Source organism: Corallococcus sp. AB038B (genome assembly GCF_003668955.1).
Classification (GTDB): domain Bacteria; phylum Myxococcota; class Myxococcia; order Myxococcales; family Myxococcaceae; genus Corallococcus; species Corallococcus exiguus.
In genome coordinates this window covers 137,368-161,821 of record NZ_RAWO01000005.1, presented here as the reverse complement: position 1 = coordinate 161,821, position 24,454 = coordinate 137,368, and the positions used below count along the sequence as shown (strand labels likewise).

Annotated in this window: 21 protein-coding genes; 12 read left to right on the top strand and 9 right to left on the bottom strand. The window is 69.5% G+C overall.

Annotation, left to right across the window (positions count from 1 at the left end):
- Window positions 1-65: 65 nt before the first annotated feature.
- From eis to D7Y04_RS22140, 6 genes are all read right to left on the bottom strand, one after another.
- Complete coding sequence (gene eis, locus D7Y04_RS22165; protein ID WP_121760624.1) at window positions 66-1,253, bottom strand: enhanced intracellular survival protein Eis; 1,188 nt, start codon at window positions 1,251-1,253, stop codon at window positions 66-68.
- Window positions 1,254-1,332: 79 nt separating this feature from the next.
- Window positions 1,333-2,538, bottom strand: a complete 1,206-nt coding sequence (locus tag D7Y04_RS22160) for a P1 family peptidase (protein WP_121760623.1) — start codon at window positions 2,536-2,538, stop codon at window positions 1,333-1,335.
- Window positions 2,539-2,549: 11 nt separating this feature from the next.
- Complete coding sequence (locus D7Y04_RS22155; protein ID WP_121760622.1) at window positions 2,550-3,122, bottom strand: imm11 family protein; 573 nt, start codon at window positions 3,120-3,122, stop codon at window positions 2,550-2,552.
- A 39-nt stretch (window positions 3,123-3,161) separates the two neighbouring features.
- The gene (locus tag D7Y04_RS22150; RefSeq protein ID WP_120596218.1) at window positions 3,162-3,734 is read right to left on the bottom strand and encodes an imm11 family protein; all 573 of its coding nucleotides are present in this window, start codon (window positions 3,732-3,734) and stop codon (window positions 3,162-3,164) included.
- Between the two features lie 6 nt (window positions 3,735-3,740).
- A complete protein-coding gene (locus D7Y04_RS22145; RefSeq protein ID WP_121760621.1) occupies window positions 3,741-4,973 on the bottom strand; it encodes an AHH domain-containing protein in 1,233 nt (410 codons plus the stop codon).
- A gap of 14 nt (window positions 4,974-4,987) precedes the next feature.
- Complete coding sequence (locus tag D7Y04_RS22140) at window positions 4,988-5,356, bottom strand: hypothetical protein (protein ID WP_121760620.1); 369 nt, start codon at window positions 5,354-5,356, stop codon at window positions 4,988-4,990.
- A gap of 106 nt (window positions 5,357-5,462) precedes the next feature.
- On the opposite strand from D7Y04_RS22140, the gene D7Y04_RS22135 reads away from it, so the two are divergent.
- Both D7Y04_RS22135 and D7Y04_RS22130 read left to right on the top strand, forming a co-directional pair.
- Window positions 5,463-6,035, top strand: a complete 573-nt coding sequence (locus D7Y04_RS22135) for a dihydrofolate reductase family protein (protein WP_121760619.1) — start codon at window positions 5,463-5,465, stop codon at window positions 6,033-6,035.
- 208 nt (window positions 6,036-6,243) lie between these two features.
- Window positions 6,244-7,845, top strand: a complete 1,602-nt coding sequence (locus tag D7Y04_RS22130; RefSeq protein ID WP_121760618.1) for a PAS domain-containing sensor histidine kinase — start codon at window positions 6,244-6,246, stop codon at window positions 7,843-7,845.
- Here the strand turns inward: D7Y04_RS22130 and D7Y04_RS22125 are convergent.
- Window positions 7,811-9,349 (bottom strand): GspE/PulE family protein, encoded by a 1,539-nt coding sequence (locus D7Y04_RS22125; protein ID WP_121760617.1) that lies wholly within the window; start codon window positions 9,347-9,349, stop codon window positions 7,811-7,813. The genes D7Y04_RS22130 and D7Y04_RS22125 overlap by 35 nt on opposite strands.
- Window positions 9,350-9,408: 59 nt before the next feature.
- Between D7Y04_RS22125 and D7Y04_RS22120 the strand changes: the two genes are divergently transcribed.
- The 7 genes from D7Y04_RS22120 to D7Y04_RS22090 all read left to right on the top strand — a co-directional run bounded on the left by D7Y04_RS22120 (window position 9,409) and on the right by D7Y04_RS22090 (window position 19,137).
- Window positions 9,409-9,600 (top strand): hypothetical protein, encoded by a 192-nt coding sequence (locus D7Y04_RS22120; RefSeq protein WP_043322057.1) that lies wholly within the window; start codon window positions 9,409-9,411, stop codon window positions 9,598-9,600.
- Complete coding sequence (locus tag D7Y04_RS22115; RefSeq protein WP_121760616.1) at window positions 9,597-12,551, top strand: ATP-binding protein; 2,955 nt, start codon at window positions 9,597-9,599, stop codon at window positions 12,549-12,551. Before D7Y04_RS22120 ends, D7Y04_RS22115 begins: the two co-directional genes overlap by 4 nt.
- Window positions 12,548-13,933: a sigma-54 dependent transcriptional regulator gene (locus D7Y04_RS22110; RefSeq protein ID WP_120596225.1), complete on the top strand. Its 1,386-nt coding sequence runs from the start codon at window positions 12,548-12,550 to the stop codon at window positions 13,931-13,933. Before D7Y04_RS22115 ends, D7Y04_RS22110 begins: the two co-directional genes overlap by 4 nt.
- A 165-nt stretch (window positions 13,934-14,098) precedes the next feature.
- Window positions 14,099-15,202 carry a hypothetical protein gene (locus D7Y04_RS22105; protein ID WP_121760615.1) on the top strand — a complete coding sequence of 368 codons (1,104 nt, stop codon included), beginning with the start codon at window positions 14,099-14,101 and terminating at the stop codon, window positions 15,200-15,202.
- A gap of 11 nt (window positions 15,203-15,213) precedes the next feature.
- Window positions 15,214-17,178, top strand: a complete 1,965-nt coding sequence (acs, locus tag D7Y04_RS22100) for an acetate--CoA ligase (RefSeq protein WP_121760614.1) — start codon at window positions 15,214-15,216, stop codon at window positions 17,176-17,178.
- A 44-nt stretch (window positions 17,179-17,222) separates the two neighbouring features.
- Window positions 17,223-17,501 carry a DUF485 domain-containing protein gene (locus tag D7Y04_RS22095; protein WP_120577525.1) on the top strand — a complete coding sequence of 93 codons (279 nt, stop codon included), beginning with the start codon at window positions 17,223-17,225 and terminating at the stop codon, window positions 17,499-17,501.
- A gap of 10 nt (window positions 17,502-17,511) precedes the next feature.
- Window positions 17,512-19,137 (top strand): sodium/solute symporter, encoded by a 1,626-nt coding sequence (locus D7Y04_RS22090; protein WP_120596228.1) that lies wholly within the window; start codon window positions 17,512-17,514, stop codon window positions 19,135-19,137.
- A gap of 101 nt (window positions 19,138-19,238) precedes the next feature.
- On the opposite strand, the gene D7Y04_RS22085 is transcribed toward D7Y04_RS22090, so the two are convergent.
- Window positions 19,239-20,348 (bottom strand): alpha/beta fold hydrolase, encoded by a 1,110-nt coding sequence (locus D7Y04_RS22085; protein ID WP_121760613.1) that lies wholly within the window; start codon window positions 20,346-20,348, stop codon window positions 19,239-19,241.
- A gap of 45 nt (window positions 20,349-20,393) precedes the next feature.
- Window positions 20,394-21,158 (bottom strand): hypothetical protein, encoded by a 765-nt coding sequence (locus D7Y04_RS22080; protein WP_121760612.1) that lies wholly within the window; start codon window positions 21,156-21,158, stop codon window positions 20,394-20,396.
- Between the two features lie 141 nt (window positions 21,159-21,299).
- Between D7Y04_RS22080 and D7Y04_RS22075 the strand changes: the two genes are divergently transcribed.
- The 3 genes from D7Y04_RS22075 to D7Y04_RS22065 all read left to right on the top strand — a co-directional run bounded on the left by D7Y04_RS22075 (window position 21,300) and on the right by D7Y04_RS22065 (window position 24,422).
- Entirely contained in the window at window positions 21,300-22,154 is an 855-nt protein-coding gene (locus D7Y04_RS22075) for an ion transporter (RefSeq protein ID WP_121760611.1), read from the top strand.
- 21 nt (window positions 22,155-22,175) lie between these two features.
- Window positions 22,176-23,753, top strand: coding sequence for an N-6 DNA methylase (locus D7Y04_RS22070; protein ID WP_121760610.1), 1,578 nt, complete (start codon window positions 22,176-22,178; stop codon window positions 23,751-23,753).
- Window positions 23,754-23,864: 111 nt separating this feature from the next.
- Window positions 23,865-24,422, top strand: coding sequence for a superoxide dismutase family protein (locus D7Y04_RS22065; protein WP_121760609.1), 558 nt, complete (start codon window positions 23,865-23,867; stop codon window positions 24,420-24,422).
- Window positions 24,423-24,454 lie beyond the last annotated feature (32 nt).

The window sequence follows — 24,454 nt, the reverse complement described above, 5'->3', positions numbered from 1 at the left end:
CTCCTCCGACCGAAGACGCCGCTCCTACCACTCCCCGCGCGGGCCGGGTAGCCCGCGCCTGTCCGTCAGAACATGTCGCGCAGCGAGGGAGCGGGGCCCGCGAACAGGGCACCGGCGGTGTCGAGCGACGCGTCGTCCCCGGTCAGCATGCCGGCGAGTTGGAGTGCGCGGGGCGAGAGGAAGCCGGTGTAGAGCGGGGCCAGGGCGCGCACGTGCAGCTTGAGGCGGCCCTCTCCACCGGGCCGGACGCGGGCGGTGCCTCCCTCCACCTCCAGCACGAAGCGCCCCGTGTTCTCCGGGAGGAGGTCGTCCTCCACGTCCAGGTGGAGCGCGCCGGACAGGCCGGGCGCGAAGCCGCGTGCCTCCAGGGCGCGGGGGACATCCAGCAGGCGCGTCATCCAGTGCATGGAGAGCTTCACCTGGTAGGTCTGTTCGCGCAGCAGCGCGAGGAGCGGTTCGTCCGCGCCGCCGAACCACATCACGTCCCGCGCCAGCGAACGGTGGTCGCCCAGGAAGCGCAAGAGCCGTCGCGCGGCGGCGGGCGTGGTGGCGGTGAAGTCCGTGAGCTTGAGGACCTGCGTGGGCACGGCGCCCTGGGGCGAGAGGCCCCGCACGAGGTACACGTAGCCCTCCACGCCGGACGCGCCCTCCACGACGTAGCCGTAGGCGGTGTCGTTGCGGGGCGTGCGCACGCGCCGCCAGATGTAGTCCCCGCGGTCCAGCCAGCCGTGGTGCTGGGAGGCGAAGCGCCGATAGCACGCCTCCACCGCGGCGGCGTCGGACGGGCGCATGGGGCGCAGGGACAGCGAGCGCTCCCCCAGCTCCAGCGAGGCCGCTTCGACGTGGATTTCGTATCGCGCGCCGGAGACCTCGTAGCCCACGCGCCGGTAGAGCGGCTGGGTCGCGGGGTAGAGGACGGAGATGGGGGCGCCTTCTTCGCGCATCTCGCGCAGGAAGTGATGGAAGAGGCGCGTGGCGGCGCCGGCGCCCCGGTGCGCGGGAGCGACGCCCACGCCGCCCACGCCGATGAGGGGCACTGAGCGGCCACCCAGGAACTGCCCCATGCGGATGAGGGTGAGCGTGGCGGCCACTTCGCCGTTCACGCGCAGGATGCGCAGTGAGGACTCGGAGAAGTTCTTGCGCACCACGGTGTCGGAATCCGCGAGCGGCATGGCGAACGCCTGCGCGGTGATGTCCGCGATGGCGGCCAGTTCCTGCTCATCCTTCGGCGCTCCGTAGTCGTCCGTCTCCATCCCGCATCCCCTTGCTGGCGTCAGGCGGCGCAGCATGACGCAGCGGATGGAGCGCGGGAAAGGCCGGGCGGATCCGCTGTCACTTCGTGGGCTTCGGGGCCGGAGGCAGGCGTCCGTACTTCCGCAGGGACTTCACGAGCCGGTCCGAGGGCAGGCCGTGGACGCGGACGTTCTGGAATCCGGTCATCGTGTCGGAGGCGAGCATCGAGTTGAGGATGGCCTCCTGGGTGGCCTGCACGGTGGCTTCGAAGAGAGGGGACATCCGCTCGTTGTCGAGCATGGAGACCGGAGCGACCTCCGTGGAGCCCACGGGCTGCGTGGAGAACGCGAGGAAGATGTCGCCGGAGGAGTTCTCCCCCAGGCCGCCCATCTTCCCGATCGCGAGAGGCACGCGCCGGGCCACGCGGTCGAGTTGGTGCGGCAGGAGCGGCGCGTCGGTGGCCACCACGATGATGATGGAGCCCATGCCTTCCGGAGGGGGCGGACCGGCGCTGGCTCGCTTCGAGCAGGGCGGCAGGTTGGCGCGGTAGGGCCCTTGGGGAGGGGAGTCTCCGAAGTAGCAGGAGCGCAGGTCGGGGATCTCCTCGCCCACGGGAGCGCCCGCGACGGAGAAGAGGCGGCGGCTGCCGTAGTTGCACTGCACGAGCACACCGAGGGTGTAGCCGCCCTGCTCCGCTGGGAGCTTGCGGGAAGCCGTGCCGATGCCGCCCTTGAAGCCATGGCAGATCATGCCCGTGCCGCCGCCCACGGAGCCCTCTGGGACGGGGCCGGGGCGCGCGGCGTCGAGCGCTTGCATCGCGTGCAGGGAACGGACGTGGAAGCCATCGATGTCGTGCAGGAAGCCGTCCCAGGTCTCCGCGACCACGGGCAGGCCCAGCTCCCAGGTGAGGTCGCGTTTCTGGGCCCAGGCGATGACGCCTTCGTGCACGGCGCCCACGGCGTGGGTGTCGCTGATCATCACGGGGCCGGAGAGCAGACCGGACTCCTTCACCCAATGGGTGCCAGTCATCTCACCGCTGCCGTTGAGGTCATGGGTCGCGGCGAAGACGGGTTGGGCCACGGCTTCGCGGCCCCGGGGCAGCACGGCGGTGACGCCAGTCCGGACCTGAGCGCCGGTGTTCAGCGTGACGTGGCCCACTTCCACGCCCTTCACGTCGGTGATGGCATTGAGCGCACCCGGCTGTCCGCCGAAGGGAATGCCCAGGTCACTGGACCGCGGGCGGGCGGTGCTTGTGATTGGCAGGAGGCACAGCAGGCCCAGGAGGACGGCGGGACGAAGTTCCATGGGCCCGGGTTCTACACCTCGAAGAACTGTCCGCCCACGATGCCGGTCTGTTCCAGGGCGTCCTTGAGTTCTCCATCGACGATGAGCGCGGGCCGCCACCCCCACGGGCGGAATACGCGCTCGTCAACGACCTTTCCCTTGTCGATGCGCAACCCGCCGATGTCTCGATATTCCCCCACCTTCTCGGGCTGACCGTCTTCAGGTCTCCAGAACTGGACCTCTTCAGTCGCCACTTCATCAATGCAGCGGACCGTGCGCGCCGCGACCAGAAGAAAGTAGGGCTCGTTCTGGCCCTCGACCTGCACGGGGAAGAGCTGCACGTCGTTGGGGGCCAGCGCGCGAAAAACTTCTGCGGCCCGCGTACTGAGAACGGTCGTGACCCCTACGCCCGTGGACGTGAAGTCCAGGGGATTCCCAGGACGGGAGAGAGGAATACGCAGTGGGCCTGGGTCGGGAACGGGAGTCCCGCGCGTGAATACCCAGGGGTTATCCAGTGGCTGACCGTCGAGGTGGATCGGTGTCTTGAAGTACCGCCGCCCCGGCACATACACGTCGATACACAGGTCGAAGAACCGTCGCTCCATTGCGTCTGCACCTCACGGATCCGACAAGACCACCTGGTTCTACACTTCGACGAACTGTCCTCCCACAATGCCGGTCTGTTCCAGGGCCTCCTTGAGTTGTCCATTCAGGAGAATGGGCAGCAAATATCCCCACGGGCGGAAGACGACGGCGTTGCCCACCTTCGAAGTGTCGATGCGCAGGCCGGAAACGACGTGGTACTCCCCCACCTTGTCGGGTCGTCCATCCTCGGGCGTCCAGAGCCGCGCCTCTTCACAGGCTGCATCGTCGATGCAGCGGATCACGCGCATCACATTGAGCAGGTAGAAGGGCTCGGTCTGTCCCTGGACTTCCACCGGGAAGAGCTGCACGTCATTCGGGGCCAACTCGCGGAACACGGATGCGATGCGCCAACTGACAATGGGCGTCCCAGCCACCGTCGTCTTGTCGAAGTCCAACGACCGCCCGGGCCGAGACAGTGGCACACGAAGCGGTCCGGGGTCCGTGACGGTCTTCCCGGACACGAACGCCCAGATGTCTGGAACCGGTTTCCCATCCAGGTCAGTGGGCTCCCGAAGATACCAGCGGCCCGGGGCATCAATGTCGAAGTCGAGCTCGAAGAAGTGTCGCGGCATGATGACTCACCCCTGGGGATTCTTCGTGATGAGCTTCCGCAGCTTGGTCCCAGCAGTCACGAGCTCTTTCGCGATCTTCGCCAATTCGTCAACCAATGCGGCACGGCACTGCCCGGCGTCCTGGCATCCCTGCATTGCACGCCGGAGCCGGCGCAGAACCTCTGCGTGGTACTCGCGGGGATGCGGTCCCCGATGCCCCTGGATGCGCACCTGATTCGCGGCGTCGGAGAGTTTCATTCCAGCGGTCTGGAAGAGGTCTTCGAAGACGGGTGTCCAGGGGCCACCAGACTGCTCCGACACCTCGTTCTTGTCCGTGCAGATGTGATGAACGTCTCCCTCGGGATCCCCCTGAATCCCTCCGCCACCGGGCCCCATGGCGACAGCCGCCACGGCGGTGGGCGCCAGCGTGACGTTGAGAACTCCCGCCGACGACACGGAGATGGACCGCACCTCACCGGCCAGTGCGCGCGACAGCTGGAACCCACCCTCCACCTCCGCCCTCAGTACCGCCTGAGGGAAGCCCGGCATCCGGGGCCCCTGCGCGGCCATCGCGTTCCTGCCACCGAGCGCCGTCATCGCGACGATGACCAACACCCGGGCTCCGTTGTCCCCAAGCACGCGCCCGAAGCGGTGCCCCGCCTCCTTCAGCCCAGCCTTGTCCCTGGCGTCCCGCGACTCATCCATGAGCCGCAAGAAGGCCTGCCCGATGTTCCACACGGGCCCCGTGCCCAGATACGCGATGAGCGAAGCCGTCAGAACCACCGCGACCAGCTTGGTGATGGGCTCCGGCGCGACCAGCATCACCATCGCGGTGCCAATCATCGCCGTGACCATGGTCCGCAGCGCGGCGGGATTCATCAGTTCCTCCACCGCGTCCGCAACCCCTTCCCAAACCGTATCGAGCGCGAAGGAGAGCGCCATGCGCCTCCGCGCCATCGGGTCCAGGGGAAAGTCATCGCTCAAGCGGAGCACGTGCCGACCTTGAGCGCCCGCGACGATGCCTCCCGCCGACGCTAGCAGGGAGCGCCGGCCATCCTCCCGGACCGCGACATCTAGCTTCAGCTCAAGCACGAGCTGCGTGACCGCGTCCCTGAACGCATCCTCGTCAATGCGCACCGGCTTCGTTTCCACCGGCGTATAGGCAATGCGCCTGCCCTGCCCCGTGTCGAGGTTCACCACGCGCGTCGTCGCGCAGCCTGCCGTCAGCCACAGCAGCACGGCCATTACCCAGAGCTTCATGCGCCCTCCTCGACTCACGGATCCGACGAGACCACCCGCTCCGGCTCCAGCACCTCCCGCGTCTGCGCCCCGCTCTCGATGTAGCCCGCCCCCCCTCGCAGTTCCCGGCCGTCCTCCAATACGGCAATGAGGCTGTACGACGACTCACCTCGGACCGGATAGGTCAGGGCCACGGTGTCCCCCTTGCCCATGGCCCGGTAGAGGACCTGGCCGTGGTCGTGCTCCAGACGCACCTCGCGCACGTCCTGGCCGGTGCGGTTCTCCACGCGCACTTCAATCCCCGCTCGCCTGGGTCCCGTGTCGTGCAACCACAGCGCGACCCCGGCGATGACCGTCAGGACCGAACCCAGCACCATTCCTCCCAGCATCCACAGGATCCGCATGGCACTCCCTTCTCTGTGATTGCCGTGCAGGCAACCGACGCCGCCGTTCTAACAGGTGCGTCCGCCCGCCCGGTGCTAAGCCCTGACTTCAGGAGGAAGCACGCCCATGCGGAAACTGACCTATTACGTCGCCACCTCGCTCGATGGCTTCATCGCCTCGCCCACCGGCGCGTACGACTTCTTCAGCACGGAGCAGGAGTACTTCGACGCCATCGCCGCCGAATACCCGGAGACGCTCCCCGCCGCCTATCGCGCCTTCAAGGGCATCACCGGTCCGGGCAAGCACTTCGACACCGTGCTGGAGGGCCGCAACACCTACCAGGTCGGCCTGGACGCGGGCGTCACCAACGCGTACCCGCACCTGGAACACTACGTCTTCTCCCGCACCCTCACGAAGAGCCCCGACCCCGGCGTCAACCTCTCCAGCACGCCGCTCGCCACCGTGCGTGAGCTGAAGGCCCGCGACGGCCTGGGCATCTGGCTGTGCGGCGGCGGCGCGCTCGCGGCCGAGCTGCTTCCCGAAATCGACGCGTTCATCATCAAGGTCAACCCCGTCCTCGTCGGCCAGGGCATCCGCCTCGTTGAAGCGGGCTTCGCGCCCCACCGCCTGAAGCTCACAGGCACGCGCACGCTCGACTGCGGTGTCGTCTTCTTGAGCTACGACCACCTCAAGCCCTAGCCGGGCCGGCCGCGCATCACGCCGGCCCCAGGCCCGCGTATTGGACCCGGGGCCAATGCGGCCCCCGGGAAACGACGGGTTCTCCACGCAGGGTGTGAGCTTCCGCTCTGCTCGGAAGCACGGCCAGCCAGCAGGGTTGGTTGGTGGATGGATCCACCCTGTCGTTCCTCACCGAAGCCCCCGCGCCGTGCGTTACGCTGGACGGTCTATGCGAAGTCCCCTGGACGACAGCCAGCCTCCCTCGTCCGCCAGCGGTGGCGACATCGCCTACGCGACCCCTCACGCGGCTCGCGACATGGGCGCGCAGCTGCGCCTGTTCATCGACAGCGTGAAGGACTACGCCATCCTGACGCTGGACCCAGCGGGAAACATCGTGAGCTGGAACACCGGCGCCGAACGCATCAAGGGCTACCAGTCCGAGGAGATCCTCGGTCAGCACTTCAGCCGCTTCTATCCTCCCGAGGACATCTCCCGCGGCAAGCCCCAGCAGGACCTGGAGGTCGTCAGCCGCGAGGGCCGCTTCGAGGAAGAAGGCTGGCGTGTCCGCAAGGACCACAGCCTCTTCTGGGCCAATGTCGTCATCACCGCGATGCGCGACGCCCAGGGCCAGCTCGTGGGCTACGGCGAGGTGACGCGCGACTTCACCGAGCGCAAGCTCGCCCAGGAGCAACTGCAGCAGAGCGAGGAGCGCTTCCGCCTGCTCGTCGAGCACATCCAGGACTACGCCATCTACATGCTCGACCCCGATGGCCACGTCTCCACCTGGAACGCGGGCGCCGAGCGCTTCAAGCAGTACAAGTCCGAGGAGATCATCGGCCAGCACTTCAGCCGCTTCTTCCCCCCGGAGGACGTGGCCCGGGGCAAGCCCTGGCACGCCCTCCAGGTGGCCACCCGCGAAGGCCACTTCGAGGAGGAGGCGTGGCGCGTCCGCAAGGACGGCAGCCTCTTCTGGGCCAGCGTCGTCATCACCGCGCTGCGCGACCCGAACGGCAAGCTCCAGGGCTTCGCCAAGGTGACGCGCGACATCACCCAGCGCAAGCAGAACCAGGAGCGGCGCGAGCTGGAGATGCTCCGCGACGCCGTGCGCGCCCGCGATGAGTTCCTCTCCGTCGCCTCGCACGAGCTGAAGACGCCGCTCACCCCGCTCCAGCTCAAGCTCACGGCCCTGCTGCGCACCGTGGAGAACAACCCTTCCGCCACCCTGCCCGTGGAGCGCATCGCCCGCGACCTGGAGGTGGCCCGCCGCCAGGTGCGCAAGCTGTCGGACCTCATCGAGGACCTGCTGGACGTGTCGCGCATCAGCATGGGTCAGCTGCGCTTGGACCGGGCGCCCATGGACCTGGCCTCGCTCGCGCGGGAGGTGGTGACCCGCTACGCGCCCCAGTCCGCGCAGGTCGACTGCGTCGTCACGCTGGAGGCCGCCACGCCCATCGAGGGGAACTGGGACCGGGCCCGGATGGATCAGGTCATCACCAACCTGCTCACCAACGCGCTCAAGTACGGCGCGGGCAAGCCCGTCCACATCCGGGTCCGCATGGACGCCGGGCTGGCCGTGCTGAGTGTGAAGGATGAGGGCATCGGCATCCCGCTCTCGGACCAACCGCGCGTCTTCGAGCGCTTCGTGCGCGCCGTCTCCGAGCGCAACTACGGCGGGCTGGGGCTGGGCCTCTTCATCACCCAGCAGATCATCGAAGCCCACGGCGGCATCGTCCAGGTGCGCAGCATCCTGGGCGAGGGCTCGACCTTCACCGTGATGCTGCCTCCGGGCCCGGACGTCACCCCGGAGCCTGGCGCTCCTCCCGAGCCGTGAGGATGTAGCGGTAGGGCACCACGCGCGTCAGCTCGTGCAGCGTGGTGACCCCGGCCGCCACCTTCGCCAGCGCGTCCTCCACCAGCGTGCGGAAGCCCCGCGCCCGCGCGTGCCGGCGCAGTTGGACGCCCGGGGCTCCGGTGGCGATGAGCAGTTGCAGCTCCGGATCCACCACCAGCAGCTCGAAGAGGCCCACGCGCCCCTTGAAGCCGGTGTGGCGGCACGCCTCGCAGCCCTGCCCCGCCCGGGGTTGCACGCCGTCCAGCAGCGGCCCCAGCAGTGCCAGTTGATCCGCCGTCGGCGTGGTGGGCGCGGCGCACTCCGGACAGATGCGCCGCACCAGCCGCTGTGCCAGCACCGCGAGCAGCGCCTCCGCGATGTCGCCGTCCTCCAGCTTCAACCCGCGCAGGCGGCTCACCGCGCCAATGGCATCCGCCGTGTGCAGCGTGCCCAGCACCACGTGCCCCGTGGACGCCGCCATCAGCGCGGTGCTGCCCGTCTCCAGGTCGCGAATCTCGCCCACCAGCATCACGTTGGGGTCCTGCCGCAGGAGCGCGCGCAACAGCGTCAGGTGCGGCATCTGCGCCGACACCTGCTTCTGGTTCACCTTGGGGACCACGTACTCAATGGGGTCCTCCGCGGTGATGATCTTCTTGCGCCCGTCGTTGAGCCGCGCGAGCGCCGCGTACAACGTCGTCGTCTTCCCGCTGCCCGTGGGGCCCGTCACCAGCACCAACCCCTCCGGGTTGCCGAGCAGCCGCAGCACCGTGGCCTGCAGCTCCGGCGTCATCCCCAACTTCTCCACCGGCACCAGGCCCACCGTGGCGTCGAGCAGGCGGATGACCACGTCCTCGCCCGCGGGTGAGGGCACCACGCTCACGCGGAAGTCCACGAACTTCCGTCCGGCCGCGCCTTCGTAGAGCGCCCGCAGGCGGCCATCCTGGGGCCGCCGCTTCTCCGCGATGTCCAGCCCCGCCATCACCTTGATGCGGCTCACCACCTCCGGCAGCGAGTCCGGGGAGATGTCCGTGTACGTCTGGTGGAGGATGCCGTCGACGCGGTAGCGCAGGTCCACGTCGTCCGTGTAGCTCTCCAGGTGGATGTCGGACGCGTTCTGCGTCACCGCCACCGCGAGCACGTGGTTCACCAACTCCACCGCCGTGGGCCGTTGGGACAGCTCCGTGCCGGCCTTCAGCACCACGTCCACGGACGCGTGCTCCCCCGCGCCGAAGCCCGCCTCCAATGCGGAATCGATTTCGTAGCGGTTGAGCCGCACCGGGCGCACCGGCCGGCGCAGGAAGTCCGCGATGCGGCAGCGCACCGACTCATCCTCCGGGTCCAGCATCGCCACCGTCACGGCTTCCGTGTCGTGGGCCGCGTCCACCTTGCCCATCACCGCGACGCCCAGGCGGCGGCAGAAGGACTCGGGGAGCAGGCGCAGCGATGCACGGTCCAGCGTGAACTGGGGCAGTTCGGAGAACGGGGGCACGTCCGGGGGAGCCATGGCCTGCCGGCTTATCACGGCCCCCCTCGCGGCCTTCCGGGGCTGCTATCCTCCCCGGCATGTCGCGGCCCCCCGCGGACCCTCCCGCCATGCCGTCGCTGTTGGTGTTCGCCGTGGCGGTGCTGCTGTTCGGCTCGCCGCTGCGCCGGCTGTGGCTGGCCGAAGGGGCTCCCGCTTCGCTTCCCTTCGTCGTGTGGCTGGGCGTCATCGCCCTGGGCGGGTGGGTGGCGCACCGGAGCCTGCGCCCATGACGCTGGGGCTGGGCCCGCTCGTCATCGCCTCCGTGGCCTACCTGGGCGTGCTGTTCCTGGTGGCCTACGCGGCGGAGAAGGGCCGCATCTCCCAGCGCATCACCCAACACCCGCTGACGTACGCGCTGGCCCTGGGCGTGTACGCCACGTCCTGGTCCTACTTCGGCAGCGTGGGCTACGCGGCCCGCCATGGCTTCCGCTACCTGGGCATCTACCTGGGCCTCACGCTCGCGTGCCTGCTCGCCCCCGTGCTGTGGCGGCCGCTGCTGCGGCTGACGCGCGAGTTGCAGCTCACCTCGCTCGCGGACCTGCTCGCCTTCCGCTACCCCGGACAGGTGACGGGCACGGCGGTGACGCTGTTCGCGCTGGCTGGCAGCATGCCCTACCTGGCGCTCCAGATTCGCGCCGTCGTGGAGTCCGCGCGCCTCTTGAGCCCCGCCGCCTCCCCCGCGCTGGTGGGGCCCGGCTTCTGCGGCGTGCTCATCGTCTTCGCGCTCCTCTTCGGCGCCCGCCACCCCGCCCCGCGCGAGCGGCATGAAGGCCTGATGCTGGCCATCGCCTTCGAGTCGGGAGTGAAGCTGCTCGCGCTGCTCATCGTCGCGGGCTGGTGCGTGATGTCCGTCTTCGGCGGCGTGGGCGGGCTCAACGACTGGCTCACCCGCCATCCGGAGGCGGTGGAAGCCCTCCAGCGCCCCGCGCGCGACGCGTCCTGGGCGCCACTGTTGGTGCTCTCCACCATCGCCGCCTTCCTCACGCCCCGGCAGTACCACGTGGCCTTCACGGAAGCGCCCGAGCGCGACGGCCTGGCTACCGTCGCGTGGGCCTACCCGCTCTTGATGCTGCTCATCAACGTGGCGGTGCCCGTGCTGCTGTGGTCCGGAGAGGCGCTGGGCCTGCCCTGGCCCGCGGACTTCCACGTCCTCTCCGTGCCCATCTCGAAGGGCGCTCCACTGCTCGCGCTCATCGCCTTCCTGGGCGGCGTGTCCGCGGCGAGCGCCATGGTCATCGTCACCACGCTCGCGCTCGCCCCCATGTGCCTGACGCACCTGGTGCTGCCGCTGAGCACCACGCGCGGACGCGATGACCTCTACGGGTGGTTGTTGTGGGCCCGGCGCGTGCTCATCGCCGCCGTCATCCTGGCGGGGTACGGCTTCTACCGGCTGCTGAACGCGCGGGCGACGGGGCTGGTGGACCTGGGACTCGTGTCCTTCGTGGCCACCGCGCAGTTCGCGCCGGGCGTGCTGGGGCTCCTGATGTGGCCCAAGGCCACGCGCGCGGGGCTGCTCGCGGGGCTCCTGGCGGGCGGGACGACGTGGGCCCTCACGCTGCTGGCCCCGCTGTGGGAGCCGCCGTCACTGGTGGCATGGACCAACCAGATCTCCGTGACCCTGGGCTTCAGCGCTGACGAACCCTGGGGCTTCGCCACCTTCACCTCGCTGGCCCTCAACTCCCTGTGCTTCGTGGCGGTGTCGCTCGTCACGCACCAGTCCCTGGAGGAGAAGGAGGCCGCGCGGGTGTGCGCGCGCGAGGCGCCGGGGCTCGCGGAGGGCAGCGTGGTGGCCAGCTCCCCGGACGAGTTCCGCCGGCAACTGGAGCCCGTGCTGGGCGCGCAGGTGGCCGCGGCGGAGGTGGACCGCGCGCGCGAGGCGCTGGAACTGTCCCCCGACGAGCGCCGGCCCGCGGAGCTGCGCCGCCTGCGCGACGGCGTGGAGCGCAACCTCTCCGGCCTCATCGGTCCGGTGCTGGCGCGGCTCGCGGTGGGCGAAGCGTTGCGGCTGGATCCCGGCGCGCGCACGGCCCTGGCGGATCAACTGCGCTTCGTGGAGGAGCGGCTGCGCGACGCACGCGACATGCGCGGCCCGCTGCGCGAGCTGGAGGTCGTGCGCCGCTACCTCTACCGCATCCTGGAGGACCTGCCCCTGGGCGTGTGCGCCATGGGGCCGGACGGCGAGGTCGTCATCTGGAACGCCGCGCTGGAGGCGCTGTCGGGCGTGCCCATGGACTCCGCGCGCGGCTTGCCGCTCGGGCGATTGGCGGAGCCGTGGGGTCCCCTGTTCGCGGAGCTCGCGCGGGCCCCTTGCGGTGACGACGAGGTGCGCGTGATGGTGAAAGGCAAGCAGCGCTCGCTGCGCCTGCACCGCTCGCGGCTCGCGCCTTCGGACGACACCAGCGGCGGGGAGACGGGCATCACGTTCCTGGTGGAGGACTGGACGGAGCGCAAGGCGGTGGACGCGCGACTCGCGCACCAGGAGCGGCTCGCGTCGCTGGGCCGGGTGGCCGCGGGCGTGGCGCATGAGATTGGCAATCCGCTCACCGCCATCGCCAGCATCAGCCAGAACCTCAAATATGAATTGGAGGATCCGGAGGCCGTGCGCGAGCGCGTGGGGCTCATCCTCCAGCAGTGCCGCCGCATCGACACCATCGTCCGAGCGCTGGTGGGCTTCGGCCACTCGGGCACGGTCGGCGGCGAGTCCCGGCCCTTCACGCGCGTGGCGGTGGGCCCACTGCTCGCGGAGGCAGCGCAGCTGGCCCGGCTGTCGCGCAAGGCGCGTGACGTGGAGTGCACGCACCAGAGCCCGGACGGGCTGGACGTGCGCGGCGACGCGCAGCGGCTGGAGCAGGTGCTGGTGAACCTCTTGACCAACGCCATCGACGCGTCGCCCGCGGGCTCGCGCGTGGACCTGTTGGCGGAAGCTTCGGGAGACCAGGTGCGCATCCAGGTGGAGGACCGGGGACACGGCGTCGCCCCGGAGCTGTCGCAACGCATCTTCGAACCGTTCTTCACCACCAAGCAGCCCGGCGAAGGTACCGGCCTGGGCCTCACGCTGGTGGAGGGCATCGTGCGCGAGCACGGCGGCACGCTGCGCATCGAGGCCCGCCAGGACGGCGGCACCCGCGTGACGCTGAGCCTGCCCCGCGCGGACGCACTGAAACAGGAGGCCTCCGCTTGAGCCGCATCCTGGTCATCGAGGACGAACCCATCATCCGCACGGAGCTGCGAAGGCTGCTCACCCGCGCGGGCCACGACGTGGCGGAAGCGGGCGCCGTGCCGGAAGCCGCGGCCGAGCACACGCTGGACGCCTTCGACCTGGTCATCTCCGACTTGCGCCTGCCCGGGCCGCCGGGCACGGACATCATCGCGCTGTGTCCGGGCGTGCCGGTGCTCATCATGACCAGCTTCGCCACGGTGAAGTCCGCCGTGGACGCGATGAAGCTGGGCGCGGTGGACTACATCGCGAAGCCCTTCGACCACGACGAACTGCTGCTCCAGGTGGAGCGCGTGCTGCGCGAGGGCCGGCTCACCCGTCAGAACGCCGCCCTCAAGCGCGAGGTGGAGCAGACCTGGTCCCCCGGCGGAATGGTGGGCAACTCCACCGCCATGCGCGACGTGTTCGAGCGCGTGCGCAAGGTCGCCCCGTCCGCCGCCACCGTGCTGGTGCTGGGTGAGTCCGGCACCGGCAAGGAGTTGGTGGCCCGCGCCGTCCATGCGCAGAGCCCTCGCGCGGAGGGGCCGCTCATCGCGGTCAACTGCGCCGCCATTCCCGAAGGCCTGCTGGAGAGCGAGCTGTTCGGCCACGAGAAGGGCGCCTTCACCGGCGCGCAGGCCGCGCACGCGGGACTCGTAGAGGCCGCGCACGGCGGCACGCTCTTCCTGGATGAGATTGGGGAGCTGCCCGCGCCCGCGCAGGCGCGCCTGTTGCGCATGCTCCAGGACGGAGAGGTGCGGCGGGTGGGCGCCACGCGCTCGCGCAAGGTGGACGTGCGCATCCTCGCGGCCACGCACCGCGACCTGCCCCGCCGCGTGCAGGAGGGGCTGTTCCGCCAAGACCTCTACTTCCGCCTGCGCGTCGTCGAAATCCGCCTGCCGCCCCTGCGCGAGCGCGGCGAGGACGTGCCCGCGCTGGCGAAACACCTGCTGGAGCGGGCCAGCCGACGCATCGGGCGCCCGCCCGCATCACTGTCCCCGGACGCGTTGGCGGCCATCGCGCAGCATCCATGGCCGGGCAACGTGCGCGAGTTGGAGAACGCCATCGAACGCGCGGTCATCCTCGCGGATGGGCCACTCCTCACCGCCGACCTGTTGGCGCTGGAGCCACCGGGCGGGCCGGGAGCGGACAGCAGTCCGCCCGCGTTGGAGGAGACGGACTTTCCGCTCGTCCCGGCCAGCGAGGATCCGCGCTCGCCGGACTCCATGGAGGAGTACTTCCGCCGCTTCGTGCTGGAGCACCAAGAGCGCATGGGCGAGACAGAGCTCGCTCGCCGGCTGGGCATCAGCCGCAAGACGCTCTGGGAGAAGCGTCAGCGGCTGGGCATCCCGCGCACCCGCGCCTGAAGCTCCGACGCGTCACCCCGGTGTTACGACGCGCTGCACGAATCGTTACGGGGGGTAACGCCCTGTCACCTTCCGCCACATCCTGACGCGGCGAGCCAACCCCCAAGGTCCTGAAACCCGGGGCACACGCGGGTGGAACGCGTGTTGCTCTGGGGCTGGGGACCCATGCGCCCCGTCCCCCACCCCCTGTCGCGGTTTCTGGTGCTCACGGCCCTGCTGACCGCGCTGCCGGCGGCGGCGGGCAAGATTCAAATCACCGAGGACGCGGTCCTCAACGTGGACGTGCTGCTGCACCCGCAGATGCAGCTCGTCAAGGACGGCGCGCCCACGGGTGGCGTGGGGACGGACTTCTTCCTGCGCCGCGTGCGGCTGCTCCTCTTCGGGTCCATCACGAAGAAGCTGTCGTTCTTCATCGACACGGACCAGCCGAACTTCGGCAAGAACGGCGACTACAGCCCCGCCTTCTACATCCAGGACGCCACGGTCGCGTACGAGTTCGCCGACAAGACGTGGGTGGAGGCGGGCTTCATCCTCGCGCCGCTGTCTCACCACGCGCTGCAGGGCGCCATCGCGCTCCAGACGGTGGACTACCACTCCGACCTCATCCGCTACCCGCCAGGCGTGGGCAAGGTGTGGCGCGACATGGGCGTGCAGGTGCGCGGCTTCGCGGGCCCCTGGACGTACCGCGCCGCCATCCTCAACGGCGTGGAGGGCGCGAAGCTGGAGAATGGCCAGACGGTCAACGCGGACGACCTGCCGCGCGTCGTGGGCACCGCGCGCTACAACGTCTGGGGCCGCGAGTACGACCAGTTCCTGCGCGGCATCTACTTCACGGACCAGCCCATGCTGTCGTTCGGCGTGGGCGGTGACTACCAGTACAACGCCATCGCCACCGCCTCCGGCATCCACTCCGCGGTGGCCATGGCGGCGGACATCTTCCTGGACATCCCCATCGGCGACAACCAGGAGTTCGTCTTCCAGAGCAACGTCTTCTCCTGGCAGCAGGGCTTCGACAACGTGCGCAGCGGCACCGGCTTCTTCGTGGAGCTGGGCTACCGCATCGGCATCGTCGAGCCCGTCTTCAGCAGCGAGTACTTCAACGGGCGCGTGGCGGCGACGGACCTGCTCACGTTCAAGCCCGGCCTCAACCTCTGGTTCCAGAAGCACACCTTCAACCTGAAGACGGAGGTGGCCGTGTCACGCGTGGGAGACATCGCCCACACGACCACGGGCATCACCGGCACCGCCCAGCTCCAGCTCTTCTACTGAGGACTCCACCCATGGCCACCGACACGGATTCGCTCTTCCAGCCCAAGGAAGCCTTCCGCCGTACCGCGCACGTGAAGAGCCTGGAGGAGTACCAGCGCCTCTACCGTCAGAGCCTGGACGCCCCGGATGCCTTCTGGGGCGAACAAGCCCGGCAGCTCACCTGGTTCCACCCGCCGGAGTCCATCCGCGAGGTGAACGAACAGGCCGCGGACTTCGCCTGGTTCGTGGGCGGCAAGCTCAACGTGACGGTCAACTGTGTGGACCGCCACGCGAAGGCGCGCCCGGACAAGGCCGCCATCCTCTGGGCGAAGAACACGCCCGGCGAGTACGAGACCATCACCTTCCGCGACCTCGCCCACCACGTGAACCGCCTGGCCAACGTGCTCAAGGCGCACGGCGTGCGGAAGGGCGACCGCGTCATCGTCTACCTGCCCATGATTCCGGAGCTGGTGTACTCGCTGCTGGCGTGCGCGCGCATCGGCGCGGTGCACTCGGTGGTGTTCGCGGGCTTCTCCGCGGACTCGCTGCGCGAGCGCGTGCTGGACTCCGGCGCGAAGGTCGTCATCACCGCCAATGAAGGCCCGCGTGGCCCCAAGAGCGTGGCCACCAAGGCCATCACCGACGAGGCCCTGGACGGCCTGCCCCAGGTGACGTCCGTGCTCGTCGCGCGCCGCACGCCCAAGGAAGTGCCCATGCGCGAGGGGCGCGACCACTGGCTGGACGTGGAGGTGCAGAAGCACCGCGGCGTCTGCCCCGCCGAGTGGATGGACGCGGAGGATCCGCTCTTCATCCTCTACACGTCCGGCTCCACCGGGAAGCCCAAGGGCGTGCTGCACACGACGGGCGGATACCTCGTCTACGCGAACACGACGTTCCGCTACATCTTCGACACGCAGCCGGACGACGTGCACTTCTGCACCGCGGACGTGGGCTGGGTGACGGGCCACTCGTATCTCGTGTACGGCCCGCTCTCCACCGGCACCACCACGGTCCTCTTCGAGTCCACCCCGACGTGGCCGGACGCGAGCCGTCTCTGGCAGGTGGTGGACGACCTGAAGGCCACCACGCTCTACACCGCGCCCACCGCGCTGCGCTCGCTCATCAAGGAGGGCGACAGCTTCGTCACGAAGTCGTCCCGCAAGTCGCTGCGCCTGTTGGGCAGCGTGGGCGAGCCCATCAACCCGGAGGTCTGGCGCTGGTTCCACGACGTGGTGGGCGAGGGCCGCTGCCCCGTGGTGGACACATGGTGGCAGACGGAGACGGGCGGCATCCTCATCGCGCCGCTGCCGGGCGCGACGCCCTGCAAGCCCGGCAGCGCCACCCTCCCCTTCTTCGGCGTGGAGCCGGTGCTGGTGGATGAGGAGGGCAAGAAGCTGGAGGGCAACGGCGTCAACGGCAACCTGTGCCTCGCGCGTTCGTGGCCGGGTCAGGCGCGGACGCTGTACGGCCACCACTCGCGCTTCGTGGAGACGTACTACGCGCGCTTCCTGCCGCTGTACTTCACCGGCGACGGCTGCCGCCGCGACGAGGACGGCTACTACTGGATCACCGGCCGCGTGGACGACGTGCTCAACGTGTCCGGCCACCGCCTGGGCACCGCGGAGGTGGAGAGCGCGCTCGTCGCCCACGAGGCCGTCGCCGAGGCCGCCGTGGTGGGCTTCCCCCACGACTTGAAGGGCACGGGTGTGTGCGCCTTCGTCACGGTGAAGCCGGACTTCCTGCGCACGCCGGACGAGAAGATGGTGGGCACGCTGCGCGAGCAGGTGCGCCACGTGATTGGGCCCATCGCCACGCCGGACCGGGTGGTGCTGGTGTCGGGCCTGCCCAAGACGCGCTCCGGAAAGATTCTGCGCCGCATGCTCCGCAAGATTGCCGGCGGCGAGACGGAGAACCTGGGTGACGCGAGCACGCTCGCGGACCCCTCTGTTCTGGATGAACTGCTCACCAAGGGCCTGCCTCCAGCCTCGCGCCGCTGAAGTCCCCTCGCGGTCCCTTTCACGCTTCGCAAGGAGGAACACCGATGTACGGCAATTCCAAGGACGAGGCGTTGAAGGCACTCGCCGCGCGACGCTGGCGCGTGGCCGGCGCGCTGACGGTGGCGATGCTGGTCGTCTATCTGGGCTTCATCCTGCTGGTGGCCTTCAACCGGCCGCTGATGGGGCACCAGTTCATGCCGGGGCTGTCCGTCGGCATCGTGCTGGGAGCGCTCACCATCCTCTGCGCCTGGGTGCTGACAGGCGTCTACATGAGCTGGGCCAACCGCAAGTACGACAGCGCACTCGACGAACTGCGCCGCTGAAAGGCCACCCATGAATCCCACGACCACGGGCACGCAGATTGGCCAGCCCAACACCACGGCCATCGTCTTCTTCCTCCTCTTCGTCAGCATCACGCTGGCCATCACGTACTGGGCGGCGCGCAAGACGAAGACGACGTCGGAGTTCTTCGCCGCCGGTGGCGGCATCAGCGCGGGGCAGAACGGCTTCGCCCTCGCCGGCGACTTCATGAGCGCCGCCAGCTTCCTGGGCATCGCGGGGCTCGTGGCCACGTCCGGCTTCGACGGGCTCATCTACTCCGTGGGCTGGCTGGTGGGCTGGCCCGTGGTGACCTTCCTCATCGCGGAGCCCCTGCGCAACCTGGGCAAGTACACCTTCGCGGACGTGGTGGCCTACCGTCTGAAGCAGACCCCGGTGCGGCTGTCCGCCGCGGTGGGCACGCTCACCGTCGTCGTCTTCTATCTGATTGCCCAGATGGTGGGCGCGGGCAACCTCATCCGCCTGCTGTTCGGCCTCTCCTATGAGACGGCCGTCGTCATCGTGGGCGCGGTGATGATCCTCTACGTGCTGTTCGGCGGGATGATCGCCACGACGTGGGTGCAGATTGTGAAGGCGGTGCTGCTGCTGGGCGGCGCGACGGCGCTGGCCATCTCGGTGCTGTACAAGTTCGGCTTCAGCCCCGCGGCGCTCTTCAGCGAGGCGGTGAACCGCTACGGGCCGGAGGCGCTGGCGCCGGGCAAGCTGGTGTCCAACCCGCTGGAGACCCTCTCCCTGGGCCTGGCGCTGATGTTCGGCACGGCGGGCCTGCCGCACATCCTGATGCGCTTCTACACGGTGCCCAACGCGAAGGCGGCGCGCACCAGCGTCTTCTACGCCACGGGCCTCATCGGATTCTTCTACCTGGTGACGTTCATCCTGGGCTTCGGCGCGTCCGTGCTGGTGGGCCGTCAGGCCATCGTGAGCGTGGACAAGGGCGGCAACATGGCGGCGCCCATGCTGGCGGAGGTGGTGGGCGGCACGGGCTTCCTGGGCTTCATCTCCGCGGTGTCCTTCGCCACCATCCTCGCGGTGGTGGCGGGCCTGACGCTGTCGGGCGCGGCGGCGCTGTCCCACGACCTGTGGTCCAGCGTGGTGCGCAAGGGACACGCGCCGGAGGCGGAGCAGCTCAAGGTGGCGCGCCTCGCCAGCCTCGCGCTGGGCATCCTGGCCATCATCCTGGGCGTCGTCTTCAAGAACCAGAACGTGGCCTTCATGGTGGGCCTGGCGTTCGCCATCGCGGCGAGCGCGAACTTCCCCGCGCTGCTGTTGTCCATGCTGTGGAGGGGCTTCACCACCAAGGGCGCGGTGGCCAGCATGCTCACCGGTTCCATCAGCGCGGTGCTGCTCATCTTCCTGTCGCCCACGGTGCAGGTGGAGCTGCTGGGCAACGCGTCCGCCCTCTTCCCGCTGAAGAACCCGGGCATCGTCACCATCCCGCTGTCCTTCATCGTCGGCTGGCTGGTGTCGGTGCTGGCTCCGGAGGCGGAGGCGTCCGCGCGGTTCGCGGAGGTGGAGCACCGCATGCACGTGGGCGCCGCGGTCACGCCTCCGGTGACGGTCCCCACGGGCGTGGCGGGCACGGTGCCCCCCGGCATCCCGGAGGCACCCCAAAAGATTTGAAGCTGCTCGGCGGTCCTTCACGGCTTCTTCCTCGGCGTGAAGGACAGGGCGGAACCCGGGAGTTTCCAAAGGGGCTCGGGTTCCGCCTTTCTTTTTCGTGACTACTTCCCGCGCGTGAGCGGGAGCACGTCCTGCACGAGTTGAACGAGCACCTTCCCGGGCTCCTCCTCGTGCACCATGTGCGCGGAGTCCTCGAACCAGACGAGCTTCTTCGACGGCGCCTGGACGGTGGCGAACCAAGCGTCCAACAGCTGCGCGGACGTGGTGCGGTCATGCCGGCCGTGGAAGAAGACGACGGGCAGCGCGAAGCGGTTCTCCTTCGTGAGGTTCAGCTGGGTGATGGGCGCCCAGAAGGCCGCGAGGCTCAGGTCCAGGCCCTCGTCACGCGCCTGCATGTCCTTGTCGGTGACGTCCGGGCTGTAGCGCCAGACCTCGGCGCCGTGCCAGTCCGGCGCGCGCCAGCCGTGGGTCTCATAGTGCATGAGCCAGCGGCGCTCCTTGTGCAGGTTGGCCAGCGTGCGCGCGGGGTCCTTCGGGTCCGGGAACGGGGCGATGGACTCCAGGTCCTCGATGGCCTTCTTGTTGCCGTCCGCCTTCGCCGCGGCGAGCGTGGCCGCGTAGCCCAGGGCTTCGTTCTTCGGCATGTCCACCCCCTGTCCGATGCCCACGTACGCGTCGAACCAGTCCGGGTGCATCCGCGCGAGCTTCACGCCCAGCACCGTGCCCCAGCTGTGGCCCACGAGCACGATGCGCTTCTTGCCGTACGTCTTGCGCAGGTACGCGGCCACCTCCTCCGCGTCCGCCACCATGCGGTCCACGGTCATGGTGAGCTTCACCTTGTCCGGGGGATTGAGGGCATACGTCTTCCCCGCGCCGCGCTGGTCCCAGTGCGCGACGGTGAAGTACTCCTCCCATTCGCCCTGGTAGAAGTACGCGGTGGGCAGCGCGGTGAAGCCCGGCCCGCCGTGAAGGAAGAGCAAGAGCGGGTTGTCCTTGTGGCGCCCGCGCACCGAAATCCACTGGTCGATGCCGCCGATGCGCACGGCCTCCGCCTTCTCGATGCCGTCGGCGAGCACGCTGCGCCGGGCCTCCCGCATGACCTCCTGGGGCGTGGGCGCTTCGCCCGCGATGGCGGGAAGGGCCGCCAGCGACAGGCCCAGGCCGAACAGGGAGAGGGAGACGCGCTTCGAGGTGTCGTTCAGGGTCCGCATGCCCCTTGAACGGACGACCCCTCGCGCCCATTGCCTGGACGTGGTTCAGGGATGGGTGCGCAGCTCCTCCTGGAGCGACCGCATCGGCCCCTGATCCACGTGGATGCGTCCTCGCGTGGGGAGGTCCAGGTCCAGGAGGGTGAACATCACGGCGGTCAGGATGACCACGAACAGGGCCCAGGAGAGGAGCCCGCGCACGTGCGCCTCCGGCCGGTATCCCAGGAGCACGCCGGAGCCGAACATCCCGATGAGCAGCAGGGCGAGGATGGAGGACGGGATGAGGTTGTGGGCCGCCGCCAGGCGCTCGTCGGAGACGTCGAACACGTCATTCATCGCCTGGGTGACGAGGATGAGCACGGGGGCCTCCACCTGGGGCGCCAGCGCCTCCAGCCGCGCCCAGAGCTCCGACTGGAGCGACTCCGACTCCTGGAGCAGCTTCGCGAAGACGGCCGGCTCATTCGCGACTTCGTGCCCCTCCAGGCGAAGGTCGGTGTAGCGGCGCAGCCAGGCGCGCGTCTCGCCGCGCGAGGGCTCGGGAAGAAAGCCGAGGCGCAGGTAGAGCGTGCCGATGGCGTTCGCCTCCTTCACCACGAGGGAGCGGCGCAGCGAGTACCGGTCCGCGGCCATGGAGAAGGAGAAGGCCAGCAGGAGCGCCACCAGCCCGAGCACCGACGCCTGGAGCGCCGACACGTCGCCGAGCTCCGGCCTCCGGTGACTGAGCCGGTAGCCGAGCTCCAGGCATATGAAGAGCAGGCCCATCACCATCAGGGCGAGCAGCCGCACGGGGATGGCGTTGAGGATTTGCAACATGCGCCAGAGCCGCTCCGCGCCATGGACAGGGCGGACTGGAACGTCGGGACGGGAACCAGCCCTGGCAATGCAGCCGCCGGTCCAGGAGACAGGAACGCTGTTGAACGTTCCCAGCGGGATTGCGCCTAAGCTGCGCGGCCTGTGGACCGTCCCTCCGAACAGAGCCCCCCGAGCGGCCTCCGCGCCCGCCTGCACACGGTCATCTTCGAAGCGGACACCCCGGCGGGGAGGGCGTTCGACATCGCCCTGCTCTGGGCCATCGTGTTCAGCGTCGCGGCGGTGATGCTGGAGAGCGTCGCGGAGGTGAGCGCGGTGCATGGCCACGCGCTGCACGTGGCCGAGTGGGTCTTCACCATCCTCTTCGCGCTGGAATACGTGCTGCGGCTCATCGCGGTGCGCCAACCGCTGCACTACGCGCGAAGCTTCTTCGGCATCGTGGACCTGATGGCGCTGTTGCCGTCGTTCCTGAGCGTGCTGTTCCCAGGCGCGCAGACGCTGCTGGTCATCCGCGTGCTGCGCCTGCTGCGCGTCTTCCGCATCCTCAAGCTGGGGCACCTGCTGGGTCAGGCGGAGGTGCTGCTCACGGCGCTGCGCGCGAGCCGACCGAAGATCATCGTCTTCCTGGGCACGGTCTTGAGCATCGACGTCATCATGGGCGCGGTCATGTACATGGTGGAGGGCGAGGCGAACGGCTTCGACAGCATCCCCCGCTCCATGTACTGGGCCATCGTGACGATGACGACGGTGGGCTTCGGGGACATCACGCCCAAGACGGTGACGGGGCAGTTCCTCGCGTCCATCCTGATGGTGATGGGCTACGGCATCATCGCGGTGCCCACGGGCATCGTGTCGGTGGAGCTCGCCGCCGCTACGCGTCAGCCCTTGAATACACAGGCGTGTCCGGGTTGTGGCGCACAGGGTCATGACGTGGATGCGCGCTTTTGCAAACGCTGCGGCACGGCATTGGACTGGACCCCCTCGCGGACCACCGGGTGAATCTGTCTAGGATGGCCCGGCATGGCCCGCGCCATCGACACGCCCGAGCTGGACGAGGAACTGCTGGTCCACCAGTTCCCCGACATCAACCGCAAGGCGGTGGGCGCGTTCTACACGCCCGCGCCCATCGTGGAGCGCACGCTCGCGCTCGCGCTGTCACGCCTGGGGGATGGGCCGCTCACCGTGGTGGATCCGGCCTGTGGCGCGGGGGCCTTCCTCGCCGCCGCCGCGCGGCACCGTCCGGACGCGAGACTGTGCGGCCTGGAGCTGGATGCCGGCGTCGCCCGCCTGTGTCAGGCCCGCGTGCCGGGCGCGGACGTGCGCGTGGGGGACGCGCTCCGGGGTGGGCTGGAGCCGCTGCTCGCGGAGACGCCGGAGGGACACGCGGAGCTATGGGTCGGCAACCCGCCCTACAACGGCACGTCCGCGGTGCTGAAGGACGCGGCCTGCTACGCGCGGCTGCGAGCCCTGGTGCCGCTGGAGATGCCGCCAGGCACGAGCCTCCGGGACGACTTCGCGTTTTTCCTCCTCGTGGCCATGAAGCGGCTGACGGCCCGGCCGGGAGTGCTGGCCTTCATCACGCCCGCGAGCCTGCTGGAGTCGTTCATCTACGCGCCGCTGCGCCATGCGCTGTTGCAAGCGCTCCACCTGCGCGAGGTGGTGGACCTGGGCCCGGGCATCTTCACGGGCACGCAGGTGCGCACGTGCATCACGGTGTGGACGTCGCGATCCAACGCGGACGCCTCCGCGCCCCACTACGAGCACAAGGGCGTGGGCCAGTGCTTCACGCCCGAGGCTCCCGAGTGGCGGCTCTCCCCCATCGCGCAGGAGGCCGCCGCGCTGGACGCGAACTGGCGGGCGCGGGGCGAGTTGCTCACCACGCTCATCCCGGTGAGCCTGCCCGGGGTGAAGACTCGCTTCGACGAGCTGCTGGTGGACGCGGACCGGGAACGATTGCTCGCGCGCCTCCGGGCCTTCTGCGCCGCGACGCAGGACACGCTGGAGGACTTCGCGCGGGAGCACGGCCTGGAGCTCGCGCTGTTGCCCAAGCTGCGCGCACTGAAGCAGGGGCCGGCGCTGGAGGTGGACGCAAGCCACGTGCGCCCGTTCTTCCGCTACGGCGGCGCGAGGCACCGGGGCGCGGTGCCTCCAGAAGCGAAGGCGTTCTGCTACCTGGACCGGCGGCTGATTCCGCGTGGGGACCACCGGCTGCGCGGTCCGTATGATCCGCACGAGGAAGCGGTGAAGCTCCTGTTCAATGTGCGCGAACTGCCCCTGTCCGCGGCGCTGCTGGAGGAGCCCGGCTGCGTGCACGACCACCGCCACGCACGGTTCGCGCCGCTGTACGTGCCCCAGCGTGTGCGGGACGACGGCCTGGGCATCACTCGGGGCGCCAGGTCCCGCGAGTCCCTGGGCCCGCTGGTGCCGAACCTGTCGCCCCGGGGCAGCGCGTGGGCGGAAGGGCTGGGAGGGCCGGAGGCGGCGTTCCGAGCGGTGATGCGCTTCCTGAACGGGACGCAGGTGCAGCGCGTGTGGGCGCCCGCGTTCGGTGCGTCCCGGGTGGTGCCGGTGCCACTGGACGGCCCGCTGCCGGAGTGATGACTCCCCATCACCGGATGAATGCGGGAGTGGACATTCCCCTGCGAAGGACGCGGCGGGTGGGTAGTGTCCCGAGACGCTGCGTCACCCACTCCAGGAGTCTTTCAAACCATGACGATTCGTCCCCTGCTTGTCGCTGCCGCGCTGTTCACCACCCCCGCCCTGGCCCAGGACGCCGGGACGCCGGCCCCCGCGGACGCGGGCGCGAAGATCGCTCCCAAGAAGGGCGAGACGGTGAAGGCGACGCTGAAGGACGCCCAGGGCAAGGACGTGGGCGAAGTGACGATGGAGCAGGCGCCCAAGGGCGTGCTGGTGCGGGGCACGCTGATGAACCTGCCCGCGGGCGAGCACGCCTTCCACATCCACGAGACCGGCAAGTGCGAGGCGCCGGAGTTCAAGACGGCGGGCGGCCACTTCAACCCGACGAAGAAGCAGCACGGCGCGCTGTCGCCCAAGGGCCAGCACGCCGGTGACCTGCCCAACCTCTACGTCGCCCAGGACGGCAAGGTGCAGTTCGACGTGTTCCTCGCCGACCTGAAGGTGAAGTCGCTGCTCGACAAGGACGGCTCCGCCGTCATGGTCCACGCCAAGCTGGACGACTACCACACCGACCCGACCGGCGACGCCGGCGGCCGCATCGCCTGCGGCGTGGTGGAGAAGGCGGAGTAGTCACCGCCTCACGGCCGATGCCTGTTCATCAG

Bases quoted from the DNA above. Each gene is read 5' to 3' on its own strand.
- eis (WP_121760624.1), bottom strand. From the start codon at position 1,253: ATGGAGACGGACGACTACGGAGCGCCGAAGGATGAGCAGGAACTGGCC.
- D7Y04_RS22160 (WP_121760623.1), bottom strand. From the start codon at position 2,538: ATGGAACTTCGTCCCGCCGTCCTCCTGGGCCTGCTGTGCCTCCTGCCA.
- D7Y04_RS22155 (WP_121760622.1), bottom strand. From the start codon at position 3,122: ATGGAGCGACGGTTCTTCGACCTGTGTATCGACGTGTATGTGCCGGGG.
- D7Y04_RS22150 (WP_120596218.1), bottom strand. From the start codon at position 3,734: ATGCCGCGACACTTCTTCGAGCTCGACTTCGACATTGATGCCCCGGGC.
- D7Y04_RS22145 (WP_121760621.1), bottom strand. From the start codon at position 4,973: ATGAAGCTCTGGGTAATGGCCGTGCTGCTGTGGCTGACGGCAGGCTGC.
- D7Y04_RS22140 (WP_121760620.1), bottom strand. From the start codon at position 5,356: ATGCGGATCCTGTGGATGCTGGGAGGAATGGTGCTGGGTTCGGTCCTG.
- D7Y04_RS22135 (WP_121760619.1), top strand. From the start codon at position 5,463: ATGCGGAAACTGACCTATTACGTCGCCACCTCGCTCGATGGCTTCATC.
- D7Y04_RS22130 (WP_121760618.1), top strand. From the start codon at position 6,244: ATGCGAAGTCCCCTGGACGACAGCCAGCCTCCCTCGTCCGCCAGCGGT.
- D7Y04_RS22125 (WP_121760617.1), bottom strand. From the start codon at position 9,349: ATGGCTCCCCCGGACGTGCCCCCGTTCTCCGAACTGCCCCAGTTCACG.
- D7Y04_RS22120 (WP_043322057.1), top strand. From the start codon at position 9,409: ATGTCGCGGCCCCCCGCGGACCCTCCCGCCATGCCGTCGCTGTTGGTG.
- D7Y04_RS22115 (WP_121760616.1), top strand. From the start codon at position 9,597: ATGACGCTGGGGCTGGGCCCGCTCGTCATCGCCTCCGTGGCCTACCTG.
- D7Y04_RS22105 (WP_121760615.1), top strand. From the start codon at position 14,099: ATGCGCCCCGTCCCCCACCCCCTGTCGCGGTTTCTGGTGCTCACGGCC.
- acs (WP_121760614.1), top strand. From the start codon at position 15,214: ATGGCCACCGACACGGATTCGCTCTTCCAGCCCAAGGAAGCCTTCCGC.
- D7Y04_RS22095 (WP_120577525.1), top strand. From the start codon at position 17,223: ATGTACGGCAATTCCAAGGACGAGGCGTTGAAGGCACTCGCCGCGCGA.
- D7Y04_RS22090 (WP_120596228.1), top strand. From the start codon at position 17,512: ATGAATCCCACGACCACGGGCACGCAGATTGGCCAGCCCAACACCACG.
- D7Y04_RS22085 (WP_121760613.1), bottom strand. From the start codon at position 20,348: ATGCGGACCCTGAACGACACCTCGAAGCGCGTCTCCCTCTCCCTGTTC.
- D7Y04_RS22080 (WP_121760612.1), bottom strand. From the start codon at position 21,158: ATGTTGCAAATCCTCAACGCCATCCCCGTGCGGCTGCTCGCCCTGATG.
- D7Y04_RS22070 (WP_121760610.1), top strand. From the start codon at position 22,176: ATGGCCCGCGCCATCGACACGCCCGAGCTGGACGAGGAACTGCTGGTC.
- D7Y04_RS22065 (WP_121760609.1), top strand. From the start codon at position 23,865: ATGACGATTCGTCCCCTGCTTGTCGCTGCCGCGCTGTTCACCACCCCC.